The sequence below is a fragment of the Rhodanobacter sp. GW835-FHT13D09 genome, from assembly GCF_058793995.1.
Map to the genome: position 1 here is coordinate 558,806 of NZ_JBXAGL010000001.1, position 25,954 is coordinate 584,759.

The window sequence follows — 25,954 nt, forward strand, 5'->3', positions numbered from 1 at the left end:
CGCAGACGCCTCGGCCTGCGCCAGCTTCGCCTCCAGTTCGTGTGCCCAGCGCGTCACTTCGTCGCGATCCGCCACGACCGCGGACTGGCTGGCCTGCGCTTCCTGCAGCGCTGCATCCAGCTTCAGCAGATCCTGATGCTGCGCCTCCAGCTGTTCGGCCAAGCCGGCCTGCGCGGCGATGGCAGACGCCTCGGCCTGCGCCAGCTTCGCCTCCAGTTCGTGTGCCCAGCGGGAAAGATCGCTTAAATGCGACTCGTCATACGTTACAAATTGATCAAAAACGTTGGGGGGCAATTTGAACGCCCGCGCCAACCGACTGTGCTCGTTCGCATAATAAAAGCGATTGAGACCGTCATCCCAGGCAAACGTATATCCAGCGGAGACAATCAAAGACTCCCAACTGCGAAATGCGTCGCGAGTAGAGTTCGGGAGCCTCGCCTCGACCAGAATGATCCATGGGCGGTATTCACTGAAGTCCATTCCCCTGAGTACGCTTTCTTCAGCACCCTCGACATCCACCTTGAGGAAATGGATCTCCTGGACGGCTGCATCCGCAAGAATCGAACTCAGCGTTCGTGTCTGTACCGAATGTTCCACTACCTCCATGCCATCATCGCTGTAATGCTTCGCATAATCGACATCCATCGTCGACAAGCCGCTATCCTTTACTTCATAGAGGGTGACATCGCCATCGGAAGACGATGCAGCCACGCGAAGATTGATGTCGCGCGGACGATCGGCACTCAATTTTTCAAACCAGACCGACACCGGCTCGATGTTGATGCCGTGCCAGCCCATTTCGTAAAACGCCTTTGAAACCGAATCCCGTACTGGATCCTGTGCACCAACGTCGACGTAGAAACCTTTTTTCACGCGCTTGAGCGCACGCCGCAGCATGACGTCTTCAAAATTCTGCGCGTAAGATATGAACTTCACTTTGATTCGATCTCGATCTCTGACGGAAGCCAGGCAATGCCTTCAAAATAAGGTTTGTCATGGTTTAGCACGGTAAAGATGAACGCAAGGTCACGCCATTCGAAATTGTTCACGAGATGTGTGTCCGTGCTGACGAGTGCCGTGGAAATCGAATACGAGCCGACTCCTGCATTTACCCGAAATGCAATTCGAAATTCGACAAGCGCCCCTTCATCAACGTTCGACAGCGCCTGTTTCGTATGATGGGTATTGGTGCCATACACTGGCTGCCCAAGGCGATCCTTGATCATGTACCCAAGAACCAGCCTAGGTATCTCCGCCTTGGTACGGACCATTATCCGCAGAACCACCATATCGCCTACGTTGACGAATTCGACGGGCTGCCCCTCATCATTCAGTAGGTTGATCGATTCAACGACAGCCTCGCCCGTTCCTGACACCGTGCGTACTCGGCCATCGGCATGACGATCCAGCTGAACCGTCGCATTTCCCTGCTCCGCGATCAGTGCGTTATAGAAGTCCATTACTTCTTCCGGATTGCCATCCTTCACGACCTGTCCGTGGTCGAGCAGGATCGCACGACTGCACAATGACTGCACGGCGGACTTGTCGTGCGACACGATCAACAATGCCGTTCCCTGTCGCTGGAATTCCCTGATGCGGTCAAAACTCTTGTGCTGGAAGTATGCGTCGCCAACGGAGAGCGCTTCATCCACGATGAGCACATCCGGGCGGAATGCCGTGGCGACGCTGAACGCGACACGCATCTGCATGCCGCTCGAATAGGTGCGCACAGGGTGATCGAAGTATTCACCAATCTCGGCAAAATCCTCGATTGCAGCGATCACTTCATCGATGTTCCGCTGCGAGAATCCCATCAGTCCGGCTGTGTGGTACACGTTCTGCCGACCGGTGAGGTCGAAATCGAAACCCATGCCGAGCTCAAGGATGGCCGATACACGCCCACCCAGAGCGATACGTCCTTCCGTGGGTCGCAAGGTGCCCGTAATGAGTTTAAGAAGGGTACTTTTGCCTGCACCATTCTGCCCGATGATGCCTATGGCCTCACCAGCCACCAGGCTGAACGAAACACCCCTCAGCACCCATGCCTCCTGCCGTGGCTTGACGGGAATGCCAAACCAGGAAGCAAATCGTTTCAGCTCACTGCCATAATCGCGAAAAGCCTTGCCGAGCCCGATGACCTCCAATAATGATCCGCTCACAGCACATCCACCATTTCCGGTGCCGCACGCCTGAACAGAACCAGTGAGCACAACAGCAGGGCAACCGCCACTACAGCAACAACAGCCAGTGCACCAACATCCGGTGAACGCCCGTACAGAATGACGCTCTGGAAAGCCGCCACCATATGCATCATCGGATTGAACTCGAGCACCGCGTGCAGACGCTCCGGAATAATGCTTGGCATATAAACGATCGGCGTAAGCCAGAATAGCAATTGGAGTATCACGGTCATCACCTGCGCCACATCCCTGACAAATACATTCAACACTCCCAGAATCAGACCAAGGCCAAGGGAAAATGCCAGGTTGATGGCGATCAGAAGTGGCAGCCACAATACCGCCAGACTCAATGCGTGGCCCATAAGCACAAACAGGCCTATTGCCGTCATCAACAAAAGCAGATTGTTTATCAATGCGGAACCGCTGATGATGAAAGGCAGGCAAACCCTTGGGAAGGACATTTTTTTCATCAGGTTGCCATTTTCAACAAATATGGTCAGTGACCGAGTCACCACTTCTGCAAACAATGACCACGCAACCATACCCGCCATCAGGTATATGACATAAGCATAACGATTATCGATACCAGGCAATTTTGTTGCCATGATGCGTGACAACACCAGTGAATAAATCGCGACCTGCGCCAGCGGCTGCAGGATCATCCAGAGCGCACCGAGTCTGCTTCGTGCAAACCGCGAACGAAGATCGTTCCTGATCGACGAAAAGATGAAGTGACGGTAATTCCATAGCGCCGTCAGTATGTCTTTCATGAATTGCTTGCCTTTTCGGAGATGCCGGTTACCGAATCGGAACCCGTGCCTGATGACGATCGTGAAGGCGACGACAACGCCTCCAGTCGTCGGATGATCTGTGCTGCCGCCGTTTGGAACGAAAGTTTGTCCCGAATATCGATCGCTGCCTGCGCCCCGATTTTCGCGGCATACTCCCGGTCCTCGACCAGTCGGCGCATCTGTGCCGCAGCATGCGCCACGTCCGGCTCGGCCCAGCGCTGGCCAGCATTGTGCAGGTATTCGCCTTCATTCACCGGCACCAATCGGTAATCGACCAGACAACTGTTGTCAGAGGTCATGAATTCCATGTTGCCCGACCACGCCGTGGCAATCACCGGCTTGCCGAGGCGCATGCTTTCAGCGAGCCCGAGCCCGAAACCCTCGGCACGATGCAACGATATGTAGGCGTTCGCACAACGCTGCAATGCTTGCACATCACGTCGATCGATCACATCGTCGCGGACCAGAATACGCCGATCGACCGCAGCGGCGTTCAACAGCTCCCGCAATTTTTCAGGCTGGCGATGGCCATTGCTCGACTTGATCAGCAACCGGATATCCATTCCGTCATCCGGAAATGCCTGAAGGAACGCTTCGATAACCGCAAAGGGGTTCTTCCGTGCCAGGAAGGAATTGAAATCGAAGCTGTTAAGGAAGATGAATGCGTCATCATCCAGCCCGAAATCCACACGCTTCAAACCACTGTCCTCCACCTCGTCGACGGGCAATGGCACGTGCAATATCGGCTTATCGGTAATCGGCTTGATAATCCCCGCAATAAAACTTGACGAAACCATGATCTCGTCAACCGCCTGCAATGCGGACTTCCATTCTTCCGGAAATGCTTCCAGCTCCCAGAACCAGCATGCAATGGTATAGCGACCATCGAGACGCTTGGGACCAATCTTCGCAATGGCATCATCAAGATAGTCAGGATTGACGAAGATCAGATTGACATGGTACGGCGTATCCATGCCGATGTACTGATCCAAACTGGCATCGTCCATGCCGTGAGGCATACCAAGGTCGATGTCGTATACGGCCACTGGGTAGCCCTCGGCCAGCAGTGCCCGCGCGTAGAGACGCGCGCTCTCGGCAAGTCCGAACTGGCCGCGAGCATAGGCAAATATGTTCACGCCGGCCGTTTTATCGAACCGGCCTTGACGCATCGCCCCAGCCCGGATCCGGACCGGCAAGTGCGCATCACGCTTCCAGTTTGATGTGCGCCGAAACTTCACCTGCTGACTGGCGCGCGCAGCCAACGCTTCGGACACCTTGTTGCGCAGAGCTACCGGGAACTGGCGATATATCGCCTTCAACCAAGGCTGCCGACGGATCCATGCAGACAAGTTGAGCAGCGTCAGCCCAAGACTCCTGCTTCGCTTGCTCACGTCACCCACCCTAAGTCTCCAATTGCCATGCAGGCAAAGCGTATGCACGTGCCATGGCTCAACTACCCAAAGCGTTTGTCAGCTCTGCGTGAAGATCAGCAATATCCTCCACGCCCACCGACAACCTGATCAATCCATCACTGATCCCCAGTCGTTTGCGGTTGGCAACCGGCACCGAGGCATGAGTCATGATCGCCGGATGCTCGATCAGGCTTTCGACGCCACCGAGGGATTCGGCCAACGCGAACAGTTCGCAGCGCTCCAGCATGCGCTTGGCCTTTTTCAAACCACCCTTTACTTCGATCGTGATGATGCCGCCAAAGCCGTGCATCTGGCGTTTGGCCAAGGCGTGCTGCGGATGGCTCTTGAGACCGGGATAGATCACCCGCTCGATCGCCGGATGCTTTTCCAGCCACTTCGCCAGCTCAAACGCGTTTTCGCAATGCGCCCTCATGCGCAGATGCAGGGTCTTCAGGCCGCGCATGGCGAGGAACGCGTCGAACGGGCCAGCGACCGCGCCCACCGAGTTCTGCAGGAAGCCCATCGGCTCGGCCAATTCCTTGCTGCCAGCCACGACGATGCCGCCGACCATGTCGGAGTGGCCATTGAGGTACTTGGTGGCCGAATGCAGCACCAGATCGGCGCCGAATTCCAGTGGACGCTGCACCATCGGCGAGCAGAACGTGTTGTCGACCACCAGGATCAGGCCGCGCTTCTTCGCGAACGCAGCGACCTTGGCCAGGTCGACCAGCTTCAGCATCGGGTTGGTCGGCGTCTCGGCCCAGATCATCCGTGTATTCGGCTTCAATGCCGCTTTCAGCGCCGCCATGTCGTTCAGGTCGACGAAGCTGAAGTCCAGCCCGGCCGAGCGCCGACGCACCCGCTCGAACAGGCGGTAGGTGCCGCCGTAGAGGTCGTCCATCGCGATCACGTGGCTGCCCGAGTCGAGCAGGTCCAGCGTGGTCGCGGCCGCGGCCAGGCCAGAGGCGAACGCGAAGCCGGCCACACCGCCTTCGAGGTCCGCCACGCAGCGCTCGTAGGCCATGCGCGTAGGATTTTGCGTGCGTGAGTACTCGTAGCCCTTGTGCTTGCCCGGACTCTCCTGCACGTAGGTCGAGGTGGCGTAGATCGGCGTCATGATGGCGCCGGTGCTGGGATCGGGATGCTGGCCGGCATGGATCGCGCGGGTGCCCATTCCCTGTTCACTGCGTTGCTTGCCGCTTTTCATCGATCTGTTTCTCCCAACCCGCCGGACGGGCCACCTCGACAAGGATCCAGTCCGGGATTCTAGCCGTTAAGAGTTAACTGCCGGGCAATTGGGTGAAGACGACGTTCATCTCAAAGTGAGCAAACCGTCAGCTTTTCAGCATCTTCGTCGCCAGGCGCCCCCATGGACATGGCCCGTGCTTGGTCATTGCGTCGGGAACCGGCATCATTTGCTGCCCACGGCTTCCGAGCCGCCTTGCAGCTCCACTCAGCTGAAACTTAGGACAACTTGATGAACGAATCATCCACGAGGAGCAAGACCCTGCTGGTCACCGGCGGAGCTGGCTTCATCGGTGCCAATTTCGTGTTGCAGGCGGTGGCTGATGGGCTGCGGGTCGTGAACCTCGACAAGCTCACCTACGCCGGCAATCCGGACACGCTGGCATCGCTGCAGGGCAATGAACGGCATGTGTTCGTGCACGGCGACATCGGCGACCGTGCGCTGGTGGCCGCGCTGCTCGCCGAACACCAGCCCGCGGCGATCGTCAATTTCGCCGCCGAGTCGCACGTGGACCGCTCGATCGACGGCCCGGCCGAGTTCGTGCAGACCAACGTGGTCGGCACGCTGGGCCTGCTGGAGTGCGCCCGCGATTACTGGCGCAGCCTGGTAGGCGACGCCCACGAGGCGTTCCGCTTCCTGCACGTGTCCACCGACGAGGTGTACGGCTCGCTCGGCGCCGAGGGCAGGTTCACCGAGACCACGCCGTACGCGCCGAACTCGCCGTACTCCGCGTCGAAAGCCGCCTCCGACCACCTGGTGCGCGCGTTCCACCACACCTACGGCCTGCCGGTGCTGACCACCAACTGCTCGAACAACTACGGGCCATACCAGTTCCCGGAAAAATTGATCCCGCTGGTGACCGCCAAGGCGCTGGCCGGCGAATCGCTGCCGGTCTACGGCGACGGCAGGAACATCCGCGACTGGCTGTTCGTGGGCGACCACTGCAGCGCGATCCGCCGCGTGCTGGATACCGGCCGGGTGGGCGAAACCTACAACGTTGGTGGCAATGCCGAGCGCGAGAACATTACCGTGGTGAAGACCATCTGCGCGCTGCTCGATGCGCGCCGGCCGCTGGCCGACGGCCGTGCGCGCGAATCGCTGATCACCTACGTGAAGGATCGCCCCGGCCACGACCGCCGCTATGCGATCGACTCCGGCAAGCTGCAGCGCGAGCTGGGCTGGAAGCCCTCGCAGACCTTCGAGAGCGGCATCGCCGCCACGGTGGACTGGTACCTCGACCACCAGCCGTGGGTGCAGCGCGTGCTCGACGGCAGCTACCGCATGGAGAGGCTGGGCGCATGAGCATGAAGGGCATCATCCTCGCCGGCGGCTCCGGCACCCGGCTGCACCCGATCACCCGCGCGATCAGCAAGCAGCTGCTGCCGGTGTACGACAAGCCGATGATCTACTACCCGCTGGCCACACTGATGCTGGCTGGCATCCGCGAGGTGCTGGTGATCAACACCCCGCACGAGCAGGCGATGTTCCAGCGCCTGCTGGGCGACGGCTCGCAGTGGGGCATCGACATCCGCTACGCGGTACAGCACTCGCCCGACGGCCTGGCGCAGGCGTTCACCATCGGCCGCGATTTCGTCGACGGCAAGCCGAGCTGCCTGGTGCTGGGCGACAACATCTTCTACGGCCACGGCTTCACCGAGCGGCTCAAGCGCGCCGCCGCGCGCGGGCATGGCGCCACCGTGTTCGGCTACTGGGTGAAGGACCCGGAACGCTATGGCGTGGCCGAGTTCGACGCCGCCGGCAAGGTAGTCGGCCTGGAGGAGAAGCCCGCGCAGCCGAAGTCGCACTACGCGGTCACCGGCCTGTATTTCTACGACGGCCGCGCATGCGACTATGCCGCCTCGCTGAAGCCCTCGCCGCGCGGCGAACTGGAAATCACCGACCTCAACCGCTGCTACCTCGACGACGGCTCGCTGCACCTGGAGCAGCTCGGCCGCGGCTTCGCCTGGCTCGACACCGGCACCCACGAGTCGCTGATGGAAGCGGGCAACTACATCCAGACGATCGAGAACCGGCAGGGCCTCAAGGTGTGCTGCCCGGAGGAGATTGCCTATCTCAACGGCTGGATAAACGCCGAGCAGTTGCTGGCACTGGCCGCACCGCTGGTCAAGACCGGTTATGGGCAGTATCTGCAACAACTGACTCAACAGGGCGTGGCGCGATGAAGGTCATCGAAACGATGCTGCCCGGCGCCCTGATCCTCGAACCCCAGGTGTTCGGCGACGCCCGCGGCTTCTTTTATGAAAGCTACAACGAGGCAAAGTACCGCGCGGCCGGCGTCGACCATCGCTTCGTGCAGTCCAACGTCTCGCGCTCGGCTCGCGGCGTGCTGCGCGGGCTGCATTACCAGTGGCCAAACCCGCAGGGCAAGCTGGTCAGCGTGCTGGAAGGCGAGGTGTTCGACGTGGCGGTGGACATCCGCCGCGGCTCGCCCACCTTCGGGCAATCGGTGGAGGTAATGCTGACTGCCGACAACCATCGCCACTTCTGGGTACCGGAAGGTTTCGCGCACGGCTTCTGCGTGCTGTCGGAGTTCGCCACTTTCACCTACCAGTGCACCGCGCTGTACGACCCGAAGACCGATGCCGGCATCCGCTGGAACGATGCCGCGCTCGGCATCGACTGGCCGATCAGCAAGCCGCTGCTGTCGGACAAGGACGGCAAGACGCCGCTGCTCGCGGACGTGCCACCCGAGCGGCTGCCGGTCTACCGGCCGTGAGGGTCCTGCTGCTCGGCGCCAACGGCCAGCTTGGCCGCAGCTTCATCGAGGACGGTGGCCTGGCCGCCCGCGGCGAACTCATGGTCGCCAGCCGTGACGGCACCTTTGTCGGAAGTCCCGGAAAGCCTGCACGTCCTTCCAGCGAAAGCTGGAATCCAGCGCCTTCGCATGCCGTCGACTTGAAGTCGCTGGATCCCGGCTTTCGCCGGGATGACAAGGATGCACCCACGCCCGATATCCTTGCGGCCGACCTCGCCAAACCGGAATCGCTGCCCGCCCTGCTCGGCCGCCTGCGGCCGGACGTGATCGTCAATGCCGCCGCGTACACCGCGGTCGATCGCGCCGAGCGGGAAGAGGCGCTGGCTACCCGCGTCAACGGCGAGGCGGTCGGCGTGCTGGGCCAATGGGCTGCGGCGCACGGCGCGCTGGTGATCCACTACTCGACCGACTACGTGTTCGACGGCAGGCAGGCGCAGCCTTACGCCGTCGACGCGCCCACCGGCCCGCTCGGCGCCTATGGCCGCAGCAAGCTGGCCGGCGAGCAGACGCTGCGCAGCAGCGGCGCCGACCACCTCACCTTCCGCACGGCGTGGGTCTACGCCGCGCACGGCCACAACTTCCTGCGCACCATGCTGCGCCTGGGCGCGGAACGCGACGAGCTGCGCGTGGTGGCCGACCAACACGGCGCACCCACCGATACGATGCTGATCGTGCGCGGCACACTCGCCGCACTCGACCGCTGGCTGCAGTCGGATGGCGTGCAGCGTCGCGCGCTGGTCGGCACCCATCACCTGGTCGCCAGCGGCGCGACGACCTGGCACGGCTTCGCCAGCGCGATCTTCGAGCAGGCCGCGGCGATGGGCCTGCTTGCCCGCCAACCGCGGGTAATTCCGATCAGCAGTGCCGAGTTCCCCACGCCAGCCGTGCGTCCGGAGTGGTCGCTGCTGGACAACACGAACTTCCAGCAGCGGTTTGCCGTGCCTCTACCGGACTGGCGCGACGGCCTGTACAGCGTGATTGCCCGACTCGGCAACCAACCCAGCGACCCTCAGCAGTAACTCACCCGTGGGTGCTGCACTCGCTTCGTAGGGCGGACACTGTCCGCCGCTTTGGCTCCGGCTCAAGATCTGGCGGGCGGTGCCCGCCCTACGATGCTCACCCGTGGGCGCTACGCTCGTTTCGTAGGGCGGACACTGTCCGCCGCTTTGGCTCCGGCTCAAGGTCTGGCGGGCGGGGCCCGCCCTACGGCTGGATCAGGATCTGATCGTTGCGGGATAATGGTGATTTCCAGCGATATATCAACTTCACGCTGCCTGACTGGCAGTACGGCCTGCATGATGTAATGCGCAGGCTGGTCACGACAAAGCACTGAAAAGGGCCAGTCATGTTGATCCCCCTCATCCTCAGCGGCGGCAGCGGCACCCGGCTGTGGCCGGTCTCGCGCAAGAACCTGCCCAAGCAGTTCCTCGAACTGGCCGGCAAGGGCACGCTGTTCCAGCAGACCATCGCGCGCACCCGACAGCTGCCGGACGTCACCGCGCCGATCGTGGTGGCCAGCGAGGACCACCGCTTCCTCGCCGCCGACCAGTTGCTGGAAGCAGGCATCGAAGACGCCACCATCGTGCTGGAGCCGCTGGCGCGCAATACCGCGCCGGCGATCGCGCTGGGCGCGCTTGAGGCCTTGCAGCGCGACGCCGACGCCATGCTGCTGGTGCTGCCGGCCGACCACCTGATCGGCGACACCGCCGCCTTCGTCGAGGGCGTGAGGCAAGCAATGCCGCTGGCCGCGCAGGGCTGGCTGGTCACCTTCGGCATTCGCCCGGATCGCGCCGAAACCGGCTTCGGCTACATCCGCCGCGCCGAGGCGATCGACAGTCATGGCTACCGCGTGGAGCAGTTCGTGGAGAAGCCCGACCTGGCCACGGCCGGGTCGTACCTGGCCGATGGCGGCTACGACTGGAACTCCGGCATGTTCCTGTTCAAGGCTTCGCGCTACCTGGAGGAGCTGGCCGCGCATGCGCCGGCGATGCTGGCCGCGGTGCGCGCGGCGCATGCGAAAGCCAGCGCCGACCTCGACTTCGTGCGCATCGACCGCGACGCGTTCGCGCAGGTGCCGGACGACTCGATCGACTACGCGGTGATGGAAAAGACCCGCCGCGCCGCGGTGGTCGCGGTCAGCTGCGCGTGGAGCGACATCGGCTCGTGGTCGGCGCTGTGGCTGACCGGCGACAAGGACGCCGAGGGCAACCTGCGCGAGGGCGACACCCTGGCGGTGGGCACGCGCAACTCGCTGCTGCGCTCGCACGAGCGCCACCTGCTCGCCACCGTCGGCGTCGACGACCTGATCGTGGTGACCACGCCGGACGCCACCCTGGTGGCGCACCGCGACGCCGCGCAGGACGTGAAGAAGATCGTCGAGCAGCTGAAGGCGGCCGGCCGCAGCGAGCACTCGCTGCACCGCGTGGTGTACCGGCCGTGGGGCAGCTACGACTCGCTGGAGGAAGGCGGGCGCTTCCAGGTGAAGCGCATCGTGGTCAAGCCCGGCGCCAGCCTGAGTCTGCAGAAGCATCATCACCGTGCGGAGCACTGGATCGTGGTCTCCGGCACCGCCGAGGTCACCTGCGACGACAAGGTGTTCCTGCTCGGCGAGAACCAGAGCACCTACATCCCGCTGGGCAGCAAGCACCGCCTGCGCAATCCCGGCAAGGTCGCGCTGGAGCTGATCGAGGTGCAATCCGGCAGCTACCTCGGCGAAGACGACATCGTGCGCTACGACGACGTGTACGGCCGCGCCTGAGAGCGAGGGGTGAGTGGAGAGGAGTGAGAAACGAGTAAAGGCTTCGCCGCCTTCTCTCGTTTCTCACTCCTCTTCCTCATTTCTCGCTCTACTCCACGGTCGCTGCGGCGCGTCCCTATCTGGCCCCAATGGGGCCTCGAAAAACCGCGGTCATCCCGGCGAAAGCTGGGATCCAGCGACTCTAAAGTTATTGAGGGTCAAGACGCTGGATTCCTGCTTTCGCAGGAATGACGTGCAAAAAAGCGGTTATTCGAGGTTCCCAACTGGGATGATCGGGCTTGTCAGCAGATACCAAGACAACCGTAGAAACCTGGTCGGGCATTGCAATTTGCGATTGACATCATCGCAAATTGCGATAAAATAGCCCGACAAGCACAAGGACGTACAAGATGCGGGTCATCACCAACAGACGCCTGGTCGAGTTTGCCCGGGAACACCCGGATGCAGACGAACCCCTGCAGACTTGGCGAAAACTTATTGAGAGCAATGACTTCCAAGGCTTCAACGAGCTAAGAAAGACCTTCCGCGCACTCGATATTTACGGTGACAAGTACATCTTCGACATTCGGGGTGACCACTACCGCATCATCACCGGTATCAGTTTCATCCAGCAGATCTGCTACATCAAACACGTCCTGACACACGCCGAGTACGACAAGGGCAAATGGAAATGAACGCACAACTCGCCATCGCCCCCATTACGAACGCCTGGGATAACTTCCGGGGGGTCGCCCATATCGGCCATATCGCCAACGAGCGGGATTACGAGGAAGCCACCCGTGTGGCCGATGAGCTGCTTGAGATGGGTGCTATGGATGAAGGACACCCGAGCCACTCGCTGTTCATGACTATCAGCGATCTCATCTACGCCTACGATCAGCGGCACTTCCCCATGCCGGAAGTGAATGGCGTGCAGATTCTTCGGTTTCTGATGGAGCAGCACGACCTCAACCAGAACCAGTTGCCGGAGATCGGTCGCCAGAGCGTGGTTTCCGAGATTCTGGCTGGCAAGCGCAGCCTGACTGTAGGCCACATCCGAAACCTGTCAGCTCGCTTCGGCATCAGCCCGGCTGTTTTCTTCTAGCAGACCGCCACTTTTGCTGACGCCGAGCTTGTTGGAACCTGTTCGGTAGATTTTTTGCCGGTTTCGTTGACTGAGCTGCGCAGCTGCACGACCCCGATTGGAACCTCTATTCGGTCCCACCACACTGGTGAGACCGAATAGAGGTTCCAACCGCACCCCGAGTGCGAAGCCTGATTGCGACCTCGCTGTTGGCGCTGCTGCCCTTGTCGGCGCTCGATAGCTGTACGGATTGAATACTCACGAATTGATATAAAGGCATTTAAGATGTACTCTTTAAATGAGTACATGGGAGTAAAGAGCCATGCCCCGAGTCGCTGTAGATGACAACAAGCGGATGAATCTGCGGGTTTTGCCCGAGCAGAAGGCCACGCTCGTGCGGGCGGCTGCGCTGCGACACACGGATCTGACGGATTTCGTGCTGCAACCGGCCTTGCGCGAAGCCAAGGCCGTGATTGCGGAGGCCGAGCGCATCGTCCTGTCGGAAAGGGACAGTGTTGCGGTGCTGAGGATGCTCGAAAACCCGCCGGCGCCGAACGCCAAACTGCGCAAGGCTATCGCGGCGCTGCCCAAGCAGGGATGAGCGTCCCCGCCTGGCACGAGGAACCGATCTCCAAGAAGCATGATCGCAAGTTGTTCGACTGCGGCGATTCCGCGATGAACGAGTTCCTTCACAAGTACGCGCGTCAGAGCCACGAGGCCGGCGGCGCGAAAACCTTTGTCGCCGTCGACGACGCGGACGGCAAGACGGTTCTCGGCTTTTACAGCTTGGCGCCTGGGGCGCTCGCTTACGCGGATACGCCCGAGCAGGTGCGCAAGAGCTTGGCGCATCACGACGTGCCGGGTTTTAGGCTCGCGCGTATCGCGACGGACAAACGGCTGCAAGGCGGTGGTCTCGGCGGTCAGCTCCTCGCGATGGCCGCACGGCGCTGCTTGCGCGCCGCCGACGTTGTGGGGGGGGTCTTGCTCATGATCGATGCGAAGAACGGGAGGGCTGCCGCGTGGTACGCCAGCTATGGCGCCGTGGCACTGGCCGACAAGCCGCTCACGCTGGTGATGGCCCTCGCGACGTTCGAGGCGGAGCTGAAGGCGAAAGGTCTTCTGTAGAAATCATGCCGTCTTGGAGCCTCGCTGCCGGCGCCGCGCACGTCGAAAGATTGCAACAAGGCCGACATTCGCCTCCACGGCAAGGTCGGCCGGCACATCAGAAACACCAACTCGCAGCGGTCAATTCAGCCGTTTCCGGCCTTTTGTCTCAGCAGAGCCAGGCCGTGGCCGACCTGTAGTTGGAACTTCTATTGCCCAACTGGAACCTCTATCCGGTCTCACCAGCGGTCTCCTGCGGATTCAGGCGGCTACTCGACAGTCACTGATTTCGCGAGGTTGCGCGGCTGGTCGACGTCGGTGCCACGCATCACGGCGACGTGGTAGGCGAGCAGTTGCAGCGGCACGGTGAACACGGCCGGCGCGATGAAGGAACCGCCGGATTCGACGCGCAGCATGGCGCCGTGGCCGGCCATGTCGTCCATGCCGGCGGCGCCGTCGGCGAACACGATCAGCCGGCCGCCGCGGGCACGCACTTCCTGCAGGTTGGACTTCAGCTTGTCCAGCAGCGGGCCGTTCGGCGCCACCGCGATCACCGGCATGTTCTCGTCGACCAGCGCCAGCGGGCCGTGCTTGAGCTCGCCGGCGGCATACGCCTCGGCGTGGATGTAGGAGATCTCCTTGAGCTTCAGCGCGCCCTCCAGCGCCACCGGATACTGCACGCCGCGGCCGAGGAACAGCGCGTGCTGGCGGTGGATGAAGTCGGCCGCCAGCGCGATGATCGCCGGCTCCAGCTGCAACGCGTTCTCGACCGCCCGCGGCAGGTGCTGCAGCTCGGCGCACAGCGCCGCGTAGCGCTCCCCGTCGAGCCCGTGGCGGCGGGCCAGCTCCAGCGTGAGCAGGGCCAGGCCGGCCAGCTGGGTGGTGAAGGCCTTGGTCGAGGCCACGCCGATCTCGGGGCCGGCGCGGGTCATCAGCTTCAGGTCGGCCTCGCGCACCACCGAGGATTCGGGCACGTTGCAGATCGCCAGCGTGCCGAGGTAGCCGCGCCGGCGCGATTCGCGCATCGCCGCCAGCGTGTCGGCGGTTTCGCCGGACTGCGAGATGGCGACGAACAGCGTGCCCTCCGGCACCACCGTCTCGCGGTAGCGGTATTCGCTGGCCACCTCCACGCTGACCGGCAGGCGTGCGTACTCCTCGATCCAGTACTTCGCCACCAGGCCGGCGTGGTAGCTGGTGCCGCAGGCGATGATGTGCAGGCCGCGGACGTGGCGCAGCAGCGCCTCGCTGTCGATGCCGAAGATGTTTGGCAGCACGCCGTGCGGGCCGAGGCGCGCCTCCAGCGTGTCGGCGATCGCGCGCGGCTGCTCGAAGATCTCCTTCTGCATGTAGTGGCGGTATTCGCCGCGCTCGACCGCATCGGAGGACAGCTCGCTCTCGTGCACCGGGCGCGCCACCGGCGTGCCGTCGAGGGCGAACACCTGCACGCTGTCGCGGGTGATCTCGACCACGTCGTTCTCGTCGAGATGCAGCATCTTGTTGGTGACCTGGATCAGCGCCTGCGCGTCGGAGCCGAGGAAGTTCTCGCCGATGCCCAGGCCGACCAGCAGCGGCGCGCCGCGGCGTGCGCCGACCACGCGGTCGGGCTCGTCGCGACTGACCACCGCGATCGCGTAGGCGCCTTCCAGCTCGCGCACGGTAGCCAGCACCGCCTCGCGCAGGCACATGCCCTGGCCGATATGGCGGTCGATCAGCACGGCCATCACTTCGGTGTCGGTCTCGGAGGTGAACACGTGGCCCTCAGCCTGCAGCCCGGCGCGCAGGCTGACGTAGTTCTCGATGATGCCGTTGTGCACGATCGCCACGCGGCCGGCGATGTGCGGATGCGCGTTCGCCTCGCTCGGCGCGCCGTGGGTGGCCCAGCGGGTATGCGCGATGCCGGTGCCGCCGGGCAGCGGGTCGGCGAGGTACTGCGCCTCCATCTCGCGCACCTTGCCCTTGGCGCGCACGCGGCGGATCGCGCCGTGGTCGAGCACGGCCACGCCGGAGGAGTCATAGCCGCGGTATTCGAGCGCCTTCAGGCCGGCGATCAGCAGCGGGGCGACGTCACGCTGGGCGACGGCAGCAACGATTCCACACATGGACGGGGGGCTCCTTGTTCGATGCGCGGCCGGTGGCCGCGTTGGCTCCGGCATCTTGGCCGGCCCGCATTGCACCAGGCTTTCACGCGCCGCGCTCAGGGAAGGTTTGATCAATCGGTTCCTTGCTCGTCATTCCTGCGCAAGCAGGAAGCGCTTTTCAACAGACGAAGGTCTGGTCATCCCGCGCCTTTGCGTTCAACAGTTTGGAGGCGCTGGATCCCAGCCTTCGCTGGGATGACGAGCAAAGTCAGGACTTCCTTAGTCCACCTTGCGCCGCAAATAGTTCAACAGGTCGATGCGGGTGATCAGGCCGAGGAAATCGTCGCCGTCGACCACGATCGCGACGTGGCCGCGCTCGAACACCGGCAGCAGCGATTCGATCGGCGAGCGCACGTCGAGCTTCTGCAGGCTGGTGATCATCGCGGTCGACACCGGGTCGCGGAAACGCGTCTCGTCGGTGTGCACGTGCATCAGCACGTCGGACTCGTCGACGATGCCGACCAGCTTGCGGCCGTCCATCACCGGCAGCTGCGACACGTCGTACAGCTTCATGCGGTTGTAGGCGGTGACCAGCAGCTCGTTGGGGCCGACCACCACGGTGTCGCGCCGGGCGAACGGGCGCAGCAGCAGGTCGCGCAGGTCGCCGTGCCGCTCGCGCTCGATGAAGCCGTTGTCGAGCATCCAGTAGTCGTTGTACAGCTTGGACAGGTACTTGTTGCCGGTGTCGCAGACCAAGGTCACCACGCGCTTCGGCGCAGTCTGTTCGCGGCAGTAGCGCAGCGCTGCGGCGACCAGGGTGCCAGTGGACGAGCCGCCCAGCACGCCCTCCTTCGCCAGCAGTTCGCGCGCGGTGAGGAAGCTCTCCTTGTCGGGGATCGCATAGGCCTTCTTCACCCGGGTGAAGTCGCTGATCGAGGGCAGGAAATCCTCGCCGATGCCCTCGACCATCCAGCTGGCGGACTTGGTCGAGAGCGTGCCCTCGTTGATGTACTGCGCGAGGATCGAACCGACCGGGTCGGCCAGCACGAATTCCGTCTGCGGCGAGTGGCCGGCAAAGAACTTCGACAGCCCGCTCAGCGTGCCGGACGAGCCGCAGCCGACCACCACCGCGTCGACCCGGCCGTCCATCTGTTCGAGGATCTCCGGCCCGGTGGTGGCGATGTGCGCGGCCGGGTTGTCGAGGTTGCCGAACTGGTTGATGAAGTAGGCGCCGGGCGTTTCGCGGGCGATCCGCTCGGCCATGTCCTGGTAGTACTCGGGGTGGCCCTTGGCCACGTCGGAGCGGGTTAGCACCACCTCGGCACCCATCGCCTTGAGGTTGAAGATCTTCTCGCGGCTCATCTTGTCCGGCACCACCAGGATCAGCCGGTAGCCCTTCTGCTGCGCCACCAGGGCCAGCCCCAGGCCGGTGTTGCCGGCGGTACCCTCGACCAGGATGTCGCCGGGACGGATGCGGCCATCCTTCTCGGCGCCCTCGATCATCGACAGGCCGATGCGGTCCTTGATCGAGCCGCCGGGGTTGGTGCTCTCCAGCTTGAGGAACAGCTCGCACGGCCCGGTATCCAGGCGCTGCGCGCGCACCATCGGGGTACGTCCGATCAGTTCGAGGACACTCTGGTGGACCGTCATGGAGGCTCCGTCGCTGGAAAGGCAGCCGGGCGATGCCGCTGCTGCGGGATCGCCATGATAACCGCTGGGCCGCCACCAACGCGGCGGCCCCGGCGCCCTCCCGATGCATCAGGGAGGACCCGGGGCCGCGATTGCGTGAAACAGAGTCAGTGGATGAGATGCGCCCGATCCGTCCACATGCGCTCGAGTCGTGCCTTGGCCAGCAGCTTCTCCTTCTTCATGCTGGCGAGGGTGACATCGTCGATGGGCAGCACGCCGATGTCGGCGTCGTGCACCTTGCTGTCGAGTTCGCGGTGATGCTGGTAGAGCCGGCGGAATTCGGCGTCGGCCTTCATCAATGCCTCGACATCATCACGCTGCTGGTTTTCAAACATGATCCGACCTCCTCGCGAGTTGGCATGCGGATGCGACAGGAAGCATCCGCAGACGTTGAATGCATGCACGCAGCCACGACCCGCGCCGGTCTGCCGGAACGCGGGTGACGCATGGAAACGTGGAATAAGCGCATGATTCGGGTCAGTGGCCCACGCGGCCTGGATGCCCCGTGGGACTTCGACCCTACTCCCCCGGTCAGGGGGGTGCAAGCCTCGCGGAGGGACTCCGCGAAGCACTGCGGTTTCCGCTGAAACAGCTGTCAAAACAGCCTTTTACGTTTATCTAACCGAAGCTACGGACGAGTCGCCACGAGGCGCGGGCGCGGGCGCGGCGGAGCGCCGCAGCGCACCGCCGGGAGCAGGGTCAGGGGTGCTTTTTCGAGGCGTCCGAAGCTGCCTCGGCAGGCTGCTCGCCCTCGCTCATCTGCGAACGCATCGCCTTGGCCGCCTGGGCGGCCAGTTCAGCCTGGCGCTTGGCTGCCCTGGCCACCTTGCTCTGCGCCGCCGCCAGCTTCTTCGCGTGCTCGGCCTCGGCGCGCGCCTGTTCGGCGGCCTGCGAGTATTCCTGCCCCTGCGCCTGCAGCCGGGCCGCCTCTTCCTGGGCCAGTTGGTACTGCAGGCGCTGGCGCTCCAGTTCGCGCCGCGCCAGCTCGGCATCGCGCCGGCTGTTGTCGAGCAGGATCTGGTCGTGCTCGCGGTCGAGCTGGGTCAGCTTGACCTGGGCATCCTGCAGCTGCGCGGCGGTCTTGGCCAGATCGACCCGGCGTTCGGCCAGGTACAGCGCGTGCGGCCGCTCGCGCGAGCCGGCCTGGGCCAGCCGGTTGATCGCGTCGCGGGCTCGCGCCTGCTCGGCCTGCGCGTAACGGCCCAGGCTGGGGTCGTTGGCGAGCTGGTCGAGGCTGCCGCCCAGCCGGGCGATGTCGATGTCGTCCTTGCGGGCGTGTGCCGAGCCGGCGGCCGCCAGCGCCAGCACGATCGCGGCCAGGGTGAGGGTGGGACGTTTCATGGCTGGCCTCCGTGGGAATTGGAAGCGGGTTGCTGGTTGGCATCCGGCACGGTCTGGAAACCGGCACCGGCCGGTGCCGACAGCGCGCTCGAGGCCGGCGCCGGCATGTCCTGGCCGGGTGGTGGAGCGGGCGACGGCGGTGCCGGCGCGTTGTCGCGCGGCTCCAGTTGCTCGCCCTCCTGGCGCAGGCGGGTGTTCTCCTGCACCTTGTTCTGGATCTGCGCCCGCGCCGCGCCCAGCCGGGCCTTGGCCTGGGCCAGCTCGGCGTCGGCGCGGGATTCCTCGGCCAGGCTGGCCGCATCGGCGTACTTGCGCTCGGCCATGGCCGTCTGCGCCTGCTGGAACTTGTCCTGCGCGAAGCCCAGGTCGACCGGGGCGTAGTCGGCCGCCCCCACGTCGCGGGCCATCTGCAGCTGCGACTGCGCCATGTTCATCGAATCGTTCGGCGGCGGCGCCGAGGCGCAGCCGGCCAGCAGCAGGGTCAGGGCCGCCATCGCCATGGCCGTACGGAGACGGCGCGGAGAGCCGGCCGGCAGGGAAAAGATGTGCATCACATTCCTCGTGGTATGTCGCAGCGTATTGTGGGCGGGCATAATCCGACTTTGCAACGCGCCTTGCGCAGACAGGGGTCATTCGTGGACATCGGCTACTTCCTCAAGCTTATGGTAGACAAGGGCGCGTCGGACATGTTCCTGTCCACCGGCGCCCCGGTGAATATCAAGGTTGAGGGCAAGCTGTATCCGCTGGGCAACACCGGCCTGCCTGGCGGCATGGTCAAGAAGATCGCCTATTCGCTGATGGACGAAGGCCAGGTGCCGCAGTTCGAGCGCGACCTGGAACTGAACATGGCGCTGGCGGTGAAGGAAGCCGGCCGTTTCCGCATCAACGTGTTCAAGCAGCGCGGCGAAGTGGGCATGGTGATCCGCGCGATCAAGAGCGAGATCCCCAGCATCGACCAGCTGCAGCTGCCCGGCATCTTCCGCGACCTGATCATGGAACCGCGCGGGCTGATCCTGGTGGTCGGCGCCACCGGGTCGGGCAAGTCGACCACGCTGGCGGCGATGCTCGACCAGCGCAACACCCATTCGGCCGGCCACATCCTCACCATCGAGGATCCGATCGAATATCTGCACCGGCACAAGAAGTCGATCGTCAACCAGCGCGAGGTGGGACTGGACACGCACAGCTACCACGAGGCGCTGAAGAACGCGATGCGCGAGGCGCCGGACGTGATCATGATCGGCGAGATCCGCGACACCGACACGATGGAGGCGGCGATCGCCTTTTCCGAAACCGGCCACCTGTGCCTGGCCACGCTGCACTCGAACAACGCCGACCAGACGCTGGAGCGCATCCTCAACTTCTTCCCCGAGTCGGCGCACAAGAACGTGCTGATGAACCTGGCGCTGAACCTGCGCGCGGTGATCAGCCAGCGCCTGGTGATCGGCAAGGACGGCCGCCGCATCCCGGCCGCCGAGGTGCTGCTGAACACGCCGCTGATCCGTGACATGATCCGCCGCGGCCAGATCCACGAGATCAAGGAAGCGATGGACCGCAGCCTGCAGGAAGGCATGCAGACCTTCGACCAGTCGCTGTACAGGCTGTACAAGGAAGGCCGCGTGGAACTGGAAGAGGCGCTCAACAAGTCCGATTCGCGCGACGGCCTGGCGCTGAAGATCCGCCTCGCCGAAGGCGGCAGCAACGACCCGGAACTGGCCGGCAACGACCCGTACGGCATGGGGTTCTGAGGGCGAGGAGTGAGTGGAGAGGAGTGAGAAGTGAGGGACGGCACAAACCGCCTCGCCCCGCTCTCTCGTTTCCCACTCCTCTTCACTCGTCTCTAGCTTTGCGGCGCATCCGCCTGCGCCTCCGGCGCCGCCCGCCGGAACGCCTCCAGCTCGCTGCAGGCCTGGTGGATGCGCCGGATCGTCGGGTAGTCGTCCAGCGGCAATTTCCAGCGCAGCGCGTTGTAGACCTGCGGGACCAGGCAGGCGTCGGCCATGCCCGGCGCCTCGCCATAGCAGTAGCGGCCGGTGGCTGCGTTGTCGGCCAGCATCGCCTCGATCGCCCTGAAACCCTCGCTGATCCAGTGCCGCGACCACCCGGCGCGCTGCTCTTCGCTCGCGCCGAACTCCGCTTCCAGCTGCTGCAGCACGCGCAGGTTGCCCAGCGGGTGGATGTCGCAGGCCACCACCTGCGCCAGCGCCCGCACCCGGGCACGCCCGCGCGCATCGACCGGCAGCAGGGCCGTTTCCAGTTCCGGATGGATCTCGTCGAGGTACTCCATGATCGCCAGCGACTGGGTGATCACGCGGTTGCCGTCGAGCAGGCAGGGAATCAGTTCCTGCGGATTGAGCGCGCGATAATCCGGCGCGTGCTGCCCGCCGCCATCGCGCACCAGGTGCACCGGGCGCGTCTCGTACTCGAGCCCCTTGAGATTCAACGCGATACGCACACGATACGCGGCACTGGAGCGCCAATAGCCATAAAGCACCAACCCGGTAGCCATAGCCGCCCTCCCCCCGCGTGGACAGCCGGCAGTGTAGCCATAGTGGCGGGTCGCGCGCATCACCGGGTAGCCTGCGGCCATCCCGCCGCGGTTTGCATCGGCTCCCGACGCACTGGACAATAAGCGGTTGACGCCCATTCGGGCCTGCTTTCCACCCATCAACGGAGTTCCGCCGTGTCAGTCATCCGCATGAGTGACCTCGATTTGCGCGGCCAGCGCGTGCTGATCCGCGAAGACCTGAACGTGCCGATCGACGATCACGGCCAGATCACCTCGACCCAGCGCCTCGACGCCGCGCTGCCCACGATCCAGGCCGCCCGCGACGCCGGCGCGAAGGTGATGGTGATGTCGCACCTGGGCCGGCCGAAGGAAGGCCGGTTCGACGCCGAATCCTCGCTGGCGCCGGTGGCGCTGTGGTTGAGCGCCCGCCTGCACCAGCCGGTGCGACTGGTCGCCGACTACCTGGTCGAAGGCGTCGAGGTGGCGCCGGGCGAGGTGGTGCTGCTGGAAAACTGCCGCATGAACGTCGGCGAAGGCAAGGACGACGACGCGCTGGCCAGGAAGTACGCCGCGCTGTGCGACATCTTCGTGATGGACGCGTTCGGCACCGCGCACCGCGCGCAGGCCTCCACCCACGGCGTGATCAGGTACGCCCCGATCGCCGCAGCCGGCCCGCTGCTGTCGGCCGAACTGGACGCGCTGGGCAAGGCGCTGGAACATCCGGCGCACCCGCTGCTGGCGATCGTGGCCGGCTCCAAGGTCTCGACCAAGCTGACCCTGCTCGACAACCTGATCGGCAAGGTCGACCAGCTGATCGTGGGCGGCGGCATCGCCAACACCTTCATCGCCGCGCTGGGCCATTCGGTAGGCAATTCGCTGTATGAGCCGGACCTGATCGACGCCGCCAGAAAGGTGCTGGCCGATGCGAAGCGCCGCGGCGCCGAGGTGCCGATGCCGGTCGACGTGGTGGTGGCGCCGGCGTTCTCCGCGCAGGCGCCGGCCACGATCAAGCCGGTCGACCAGGTGGGCAAGGACGAGATGATCCTCGACATCGGCCCGCAGACCGCCGAACTCTACGCCGCGCTGATCGCCAGGGCCGGCACCGTGGTGTGGAACGGGCCGGTCGGCGTGTTCGAGTTCGACGCGTTCGGCAAGGGCACCGAGACGCTGGCGCGGGCGATCGCCGCGTCGAAGGCGTTCTCGATCGCCGGCGGCGGCGACACCCTGGCCGCGGTCGACAAGTACGGCATCGCCGACCAGGTCTCCTACATCTCCACCGGCGGCGGCGCGTTCCTGGAGTTTCTCGAAGGCAAGGAGCTGCCCGCGGTGGCGGCGCTGAAGGCGCGAGCCGCGAAGTAATGCTCTGCCTGTTCGACCTCGACGGCACCCTGATCGATTCCGAGCATGGCATCACCGCCTGCGTGAGGCATGCGCTGGCGCGGCTGGACGTGCCGGCACCGGCGCGCGGGGAACTGCGCCGCTGGATCGGCCCACCGCTGCGGCACAGCTTCGCGCCGCTGCTGGACCACGACGCCGAACGCATCGAGGCGGCGGTGGCGTACTACCACGAGCGCTTCGACACGCACGGCTGGCGCGAGCACGCGATCTATCCGGGCATCGAGGCGCTGATCGGGCGGCTGCGCCGCGCCGGCCACCGGCTCGCGGTGGTCACCAGCAAGCCGCACCGCCACGCCGCGCCGATCATCGAACACCTGCCGTTCGGCGCGGCGTTCGAGCGCCTGTACGGCCCTCATCCGGGCAGCGCGCACAGCGAGAAGGCCGCGATGATCGCCGCGGCGCTGGCCGACTTCCGCGCCGACCCGGCCGACGCGGTGATGATCGGCGACCGCCACTTCGATATCGACGGCGCGGTGGCCAACCGCGTGCGCGGCCTCGGCGTGTTGTGGGGTTTCGGCGACCGCGCGGAGCTGGAGCAGGCCGGCGCGCAGGCCATCGCGGCAACGCCGGACGAACTGGCTACATTGCTGGAAGCCTCGACCCCCGCCGCGTAGGGCGGACACGGTCCGCCGGCCTTTGTTTGGATGATGGGCGAAGCAGAGCGGCGGGCGGTGCCCGCCCTACCGGATGAAACACCGCTGCTTTCGCGCTCAGCGTGCAACACGCTTCACCGCGTCGACCACGTGGGCCACGGTGAAGCCGAAGTGCTCGAAAAGCTGCGGCGCGGGCGCGGAGGCGCCGAACGTGGTCATGCCGACCACCTCGCCGTCCAGGCCCACGTACTTGCACCAGAAGCCGGCCGTGGCCGCCTCCACCGCCACGCGGGCACGGCACCAGGAAGGCAGCACGCCTTCGCGGTATTCCAGCGGCTGCGCATCGAACACCTCGGTGCACGGCATCGACACCACGCGCACGGCCACGCCCTGCTGCGCCAGCGCGCGCGAAGCCTCCATCGCCAGTTCCACTTCCGAGCCGGTGGCGATCAGGATGGCCTGGAACTTCGTGTCCTGCGGGTCGGACAGCACGTAGCCGCCGCGTGCGATGTCGGCCACCTGCTGCGTGCTGCGCTGCTGGTGCTTCAGGTTCTGCCGCGAGAACACCAGGCAGGCCGGGTGGCCCTTGCGCTCGATCGCCGCCTTCCACGACGCCGCCGACTCCACCGCGTCGCACGGGCGCCACAACTGGTTGTTCGGGATGTAGCGCAGGCTGGCCATGTGCTCGACCGGCTGGTGGGTCGGGCCGTCCTCGCCCAGGCCGATCGAGTCGTGCGTGTAGACGTGGATCGCATGGGCCGGGATCAGCGCGCTCATGCGCACCGCATTGCGCGCGTAGTCGGAGAACACCAGGAAGGTGGCGTCGTACGGGATGAAGCCGCCGTGCAGGGCCAGGCCGTTCGCGATCGCGGTCATGCCGAACTCGCGCACGCCGTAGTAGACATAGTTGCCCTTGCCGCCGGCGCTGTCGCCGGTGGCGGCGTCGAGGCTGCCCTTCCACTTGGTGAGGTTGGAGCCGGCCAGGTCGGCCGAGCCGCCGATCAGCTCCGGCAGCAGCGGCGCGAACGCCTCGATGCTCATCTGGGAGGCCTTGCGCGAAGCCACTTCGGGACCGTCGACCTGCAGCTTGTCGATGAACGCCTGCGACTTCGCGGCCCAGTCCGCCGGCAGCTCGCCGCTCATGCGGCGGCTGAACTCGGCGGCCAGCTCCGGATGGGCGGCGGCGTACTTCGCGAACGCGTCGTTCCAGGCCTGCTCGGCTTCATTGCCTGCCTTGCGGTGATCCCAGCCGGCATAGATGTCGGCCGGGATCTCGAACGGCGCGTATTTCCAGCCCAGTTGTTCGCGCGCGGCGGCGATCTCGTCCTTGCCCAACGGCGCGCCGTGACTCTCTTCCTTGCCCTGCTTGTGCGGTGCCCCGAAGCCGATCACGGTTTTGGCACAGACCAGCGTGGGCTTTTCGCTCTGCGCGACGGCGGCGGCAATCGCTTTCCTGATCGCATCCGCATCATGCCCGTCCACGCCGCGGATCACGTTCCAGCCGTACGCCTCGAAGCGCGCCGGGGTGTCGTCGGTGAACCAGCCGTGCACTTCGCCGTCGATCGAGATGCCGTTGTCGTCGTAGATCGCCACCAGCTTGCCCAGGCCCCAGGTGCCGGCCAGCGAGGCGACCTCGTGCGAGATGCCTTCCATCAGGCAGCCGTCGCCGAGGAAAACCCAGGTGTGGTGGTCGACCACGTCGTGACCCGGACGGTTGAAGTGCGCCGCCAACACCTTCTCGGCCAGCGCGAAGCCGACCGCATTGGCCAAGCCCTGGCCGAGCGGGCCGGTGGTAGTTTCCACGCCGGGGGTTTCGCTGGCTTCGGGGTGGCCGGCGGTCTTCGAATGCAGCTGACGGAAGCGCTTCAGCTGGTCCATCGGCAGGTCGAAGCCGGTGAGGTGCAGCAGCGCGTACTGCAGCATCGAGCCGTGGCCGTTGGAGAGCACGAAGCGGTCGCGGTTGGACCACGACGGGTTGGCCGGGTTGAACTTCAGGAAGTCGTTCCACAGCACCTCGGCGAGGTCGGCCATGCCCATCGGCATGCCCGGATGGCCGGACTTGGCCGCCTCCACGGCGTCCATGGCAAGGGCGCGCACGGCATTGGCGAGTTCGCGGCGGGTGGTCATCGGGCAGTCTCCGGAGGGTGCAAAAGCGCCCATTGTCGCCGATCCGCCCCTGCACTGTCGCCGGCACCGTGGGAATTAACTGCCGCTTAACACCAGGCCATACGGTTCGAGTGCCTTCAGCATCGCCTCGTTATCAATACGCCCCGCAACGCCATCCCCAGGCGCTGCCCGACCGCGTGCGTCCTTCCCCATGACCACCGGCCCGGCTCAAAAAAGTGGAGTATCCCCATGAAAAAGACTTTCCTTGCACTCGCCATCTCAACTGCCGCCATGGCCGCCCTGCCCGCCTTCGCGCAGGACAGCCAGACCAGCCCCGCGGCCGGCGGCGGCAACTTCCAGCCGTCCCAGCCGATCGGCAGCGGCAACTGGTTCATCAACGGCAGCGTCGGCCAGGCGCACATGCGCGTGGGCCCGTACGGCGACCACCCGACCACCTACGCGCTCAACGGCGGCTACCGCTGGAAGGTGGGCCAGGATCTGGGTCTGGGCGTCGAGGTCGGCTACAACGACCTGGGCAATTTCAGGCTGAAGAACGTGTTCAACAGCAACGACGTCAACCTGACCTCGCAGCGCCAGGCCTTGCGCGGCTGGACCGCCGGCGCCAACGGCAAGATCAACGTGTGGCAGGGTCTGTATGTCAGCGGCCGCACCGGCATCTACGGCTGGAAGGGCGACGGTTACAGCAACCAGGACATCAACCGCCATCACCTGGATCGGGTCGACTACTACGCCGGCGCCGGCATCGGCTACGACTTCAGCGAGCACTTCGGCCTGGGCCTGGCGTACGACTACTACCACGCGAAGAAGCACCACATCGGCCTGAGCACCGATACGGCGTCGCTGACCGCCGAGTACCGCTTCTGACCAACGACCTGGATGGCGCGGCGCT

25 protein-coding genes are annotated in these 25,954 nt (G+C 64.6%); 13 read left to right on the forward strand and 12 right to left on the reverse strand.

The window, feature by feature from the left end:
- The 5 genes from AC1Q5A_RS02550 to AC1Q5A_RS02570 form a co-directional block, all read right to left on the reverse strand.
- On the reverse strand, positions 1–936 hold a 936-nt coding region (locus tag AC1Q5A_RS02550), incomplete at its 3' end, for an FkbM family methyltransferase (RefSeq protein ID WP_492697950.1).
- Complete coding sequence (locus AC1Q5A_RS02555; protein ID WP_492697952.1) at positions 933–2,159, reverse strand: ABC transporter ATP-binding protein; 1,227 nt, start codon at positions 2,157–2,159, stop codon at positions 933–935. The genes AC1Q5A_RS02550 and AC1Q5A_RS02555, both read right to left, overlap by 4 nt.
- Positions 2,156–2,950 (reverse strand): ABC transporter permease, encoded by a 795-nt coding sequence (locus AC1Q5A_RS02560; RefSeq protein WP_492697954.1) that lies wholly within the window; start codon positions 2,948–2,950, stop codon positions 2,156–2,158. The genes AC1Q5A_RS02555 and AC1Q5A_RS02560 overlap by 4 nt, the downstream gene beginning before the upstream one ends.
- Positions 2,947–4,362: a glycosyltransferase family 4 protein gene (locus tag AC1Q5A_RS02565; RefSeq protein WP_492697956.1), complete on the reverse strand. Its 1,416-nt coding sequence runs from the start codon at positions 4,360–4,362 to the stop codon at positions 2,947–2,949. Before AC1Q5A_RS02565 ends, AC1Q5A_RS02560 begins: the two co-directional genes overlap by 4 nt.
- Positions 4,363–4,420: 58 nt before the next feature.
- Positions 4,421–5,590 carry a cystathionine gamma-synthase gene (locus AC1Q5A_RS02570; protein WP_492697958.1) on the reverse strand — a complete coding sequence of 390 codons (1,170 nt, stop codon included), beginning with the start codon at positions 5,588–5,590 and terminating at the stop codon, positions 4,421–4,423.
- Between the two features lie 270 nt (positions 5,591–5,860).
- Between AC1Q5A_RS02570 and rfbB the strand changes: the two genes are divergently transcribed.
- The 9 genes from rfbB (at position 5,861) to AC1Q5A_RS02615 (ending at position 13,351) form a co-directional block, all read left to right on the forward strand.
- Positions 5,861–6,931, forward strand: coding sequence for a dTDP-glucose 4,6-dehydratase (rfbB, locus tag AC1Q5A_RS02575; RefSeq protein ID WP_492697960.1), 1,071 nt, complete (start codon positions 5,861–5,863; stop codon positions 6,929–6,931).
- Positions 6,928–7,812 carry a glucose-1-phosphate thymidylyltransferase RfbA gene (rfbA, locus tag AC1Q5A_RS02580; protein ID WP_492697962.1) on the forward strand — a complete coding sequence of 295 codons (885 nt, stop codon included), beginning with the start codon at positions 6,928–6,930 and terminating at the stop codon, positions 7,810–7,812. Before rfbB ends, rfbA begins: the two co-directional genes overlap by 4 nt.
- On the forward strand, positions 7,809–8,366 hold the full coding sequence (gene rfbC, locus AC1Q5A_RS02585) for a dTDP-4-dehydrorhamnose 3,5-epimerase (protein ID WP_492697964.1): 558 nt from the start codon (positions 7,809–7,811) through the stop codon (positions 8,364–8,366). Before rfbA ends, rfbC begins: the two co-directional genes overlap by 4 nt.
- Entirely contained in the window at positions 8,363–9,424 is a 1,062-nt protein-coding gene (gene rfbD / locus AC1Q5A_RS02590) for a dTDP-4-dehydrorhamnose reductase (protein ID WP_492697965.1), read from the forward strand. The genes rfbC and rfbD overlap by 4 nt, the downstream gene beginning before the upstream one ends.
- A 326-nt stretch (positions 9,425–9,750) precedes the next feature.
- A complete protein-coding gene (locus AC1Q5A_RS02595; RefSeq protein WP_492697967.1) occupies positions 9,751–11,163 on the forward strand; it encodes a mannose-1-phosphate guanylyltransferase/mannose-6-phosphate isomerase in 1,413 nt (470 codons plus the stop codon).
- A gap of 389 nt (positions 11,164–11,552) precedes the next feature.
- Positions 11,553–11,837: a type II toxin-antitoxin system HigB family toxin gene (locus AC1Q5A_RS02600; RefSeq protein ID WP_492697969.1), complete on the forward strand. Its 285-nt coding sequence runs from the start codon at positions 11,553–11,555 to the stop codon at positions 11,835–11,837.
- A complete protein-coding gene (locus AC1Q5A_RS02605; RefSeq protein WP_492697971.1) occupies positions 11,834–12,247 on the forward strand; it encodes a helix-turn-helix domain-containing protein in 414 nt (137 codons plus the stop codon). The genes AC1Q5A_RS02600 and AC1Q5A_RS02605 overlap by 4 nt, the downstream gene beginning before the upstream one ends.
- A gap of 301 nt (positions 12,248–12,548) precedes the next feature.
- Positions 12,549–12,827 (forward strand): type II toxin-antitoxin system TacA family antitoxin, encoded by a 279-nt coding sequence (locus AC1Q5A_RS02610; RefSeq protein ID WP_027492958.1) that lies wholly within the window; start codon positions 12,549–12,551, stop codon positions 12,825–12,827.
- A complete protein-coding gene (locus tag AC1Q5A_RS02615) occupies positions 12,824–13,351 on the forward strand; it encodes a hypothetical protein (protein ID WP_492697973.1) in 528 nt (175 codons plus the stop codon). Before AC1Q5A_RS02610 ends, AC1Q5A_RS02615 begins: the two co-directional genes overlap by 4 nt.
- A 248-nt stretch (positions 13,352–13,599) precedes the next feature.
- On the opposite strand, the gene glmS is transcribed toward AC1Q5A_RS02615, so the two are convergent.
- From glmS to AC1Q5A_RS02640, 5 genes are all read right to left on the reverse strand, one after another.
- On the reverse strand, positions 13,600–15,429 hold the full coding sequence (gene glmS / locus AC1Q5A_RS02620; RefSeq protein ID WP_492697975.1) for a glutamine--fructose-6-phosphate transaminase (isomerizing): 1,830 nt from the start codon (positions 15,427–15,429) through the stop codon (positions 13,600–13,602).
- A 258-nt stretch (positions 15,430–15,687) separates the two neighbouring features.
- Positions 15,688–17,058 carry a pyridoxal-phosphate dependent enzyme gene (locus tag AC1Q5A_RS02625; RefSeq protein ID WP_492697977.1) on the reverse strand — a complete coding sequence of 457 codons (1,371 nt, stop codon included), beginning with the start codon at positions 17,056–17,058 and terminating at the stop codon, positions 15,688–15,690.
- Positions 17,059–17,204: 146 nt separating this feature from the next.
- Positions 17,205–17,432 carry an HP1242/YdcH family protein gene (locus tag AC1Q5A_RS02630; protein ID WP_027492953.1) on the reverse strand — a complete coding sequence of 76 codons (228 nt, stop codon included), beginning with the start codon at positions 17,430–17,432 and terminating at the stop codon, positions 17,205–17,207.
- A gap of 364 nt (positions 17,433–17,796) precedes the next feature.
- Positions 17,797–18,438 (reverse strand): hypothetical protein, encoded by a 642-nt coding sequence (locus tag AC1Q5A_RS02635; protein ID WP_492697979.1) that lies wholly within the window; start codon positions 18,436–18,438, stop codon positions 17,797–17,799.
- Positions 18,435–18,989, reverse strand: coding sequence for a DUF4398 domain-containing protein (locus AC1Q5A_RS02640; RefSeq protein WP_492697981.1), 555 nt, complete (start codon positions 18,987–18,989; stop codon positions 18,435–18,437). The genes AC1Q5A_RS02635 and AC1Q5A_RS02640 overlap by 4 nt, the downstream gene beginning before the upstream one ends.
- An 84-nt stretch (positions 18,990–19,073) precedes the next feature.
- Here AC1Q5A_RS02640 and AC1Q5A_RS02645 point away from each other — a divergent pair, with 84 nt between their 5' ends.
- Positions 19,074–20,186 carry a PilT/PilU family type 4a pilus ATPase gene (locus AC1Q5A_RS02645; RefSeq protein ID WP_492697983.1) on the forward strand — a complete coding sequence of 371 codons (1,113 nt, stop codon included), beginning with the start codon at positions 19,074–19,076 and terminating at the stop codon, positions 20,184–20,186.
- A 92-nt stretch (positions 20,187–20,278) separates the two neighbouring features.
- Here the strand turns inward: AC1Q5A_RS02645 and maiA are convergent, their stop codons facing one another.
- Positions 20,279–20,947: a maleylacetoacetate isomerase gene (gene maiA / locus AC1Q5A_RS02650; RefSeq protein WP_492697985.1), complete on the reverse strand. Its 669-nt coding sequence runs from the start codon at positions 20,945–20,947 to the stop codon at positions 20,279–20,281.
- Positions 20,948–21,121: 174 nt separating this feature from the next.
- On the opposite strand from maiA, the gene AC1Q5A_RS02655 reads away from it, so the two are divergent.
- Together AC1Q5A_RS02655 and AC1Q5A_RS02660 are read left to right on the forward strand one after the other, a co-directional pair.
- The gene (locus AC1Q5A_RS02655) at positions 21,122–22,306 is read left to right on the forward strand and encodes a phosphoglycerate kinase (RefSeq protein ID WP_492697986.1); all 1,185 of its coding nucleotides are present in this window, start codon (positions 21,122–21,124) and stop codon (positions 22,304–22,306) included.
- Complete coding sequence (locus tag AC1Q5A_RS02660) at positions 22,306–22,959, forward strand: HAD hydrolase-like protein (protein WP_492697988.1); 654 nt, start codon at positions 22,306–22,308, stop codon at positions 22,957–22,959. Before AC1Q5A_RS02655 ends, AC1Q5A_RS02660 begins: the two co-directional genes overlap by 1 nt.
- Before the next feature lie 96 nt (positions 22,960–23,055).
- Here AC1Q5A_RS02660 and tkt read toward each other — a convergent pair whose 3' ends face one another.
- A complete protein-coding gene (gene tkt, locus AC1Q5A_RS02665; RefSeq protein ID WP_492697990.1) occupies positions 23,056–25,065 on the reverse strand; it encodes a transketolase in 2,010 nt (669 codons plus the stop codon).
- 228 nt (positions 25,066–25,293) lie between these two features.
- Between tkt and AC1Q5A_RS02670 the strand changes: the two genes are divergently transcribed.
- Positions 25,294–25,929 carry an outer membrane beta-barrel protein gene (locus AC1Q5A_RS02670; RefSeq protein ID WP_492697992.1) on the forward strand — a complete coding sequence of 212 codons (636 nt, stop codon included), beginning with the start codon at positions 25,294–25,296 and terminating at the stop codon, positions 25,927–25,929.
- The last annotated feature ends 25 nt before the right edge of the window (positions 25,930–25,954 follow it).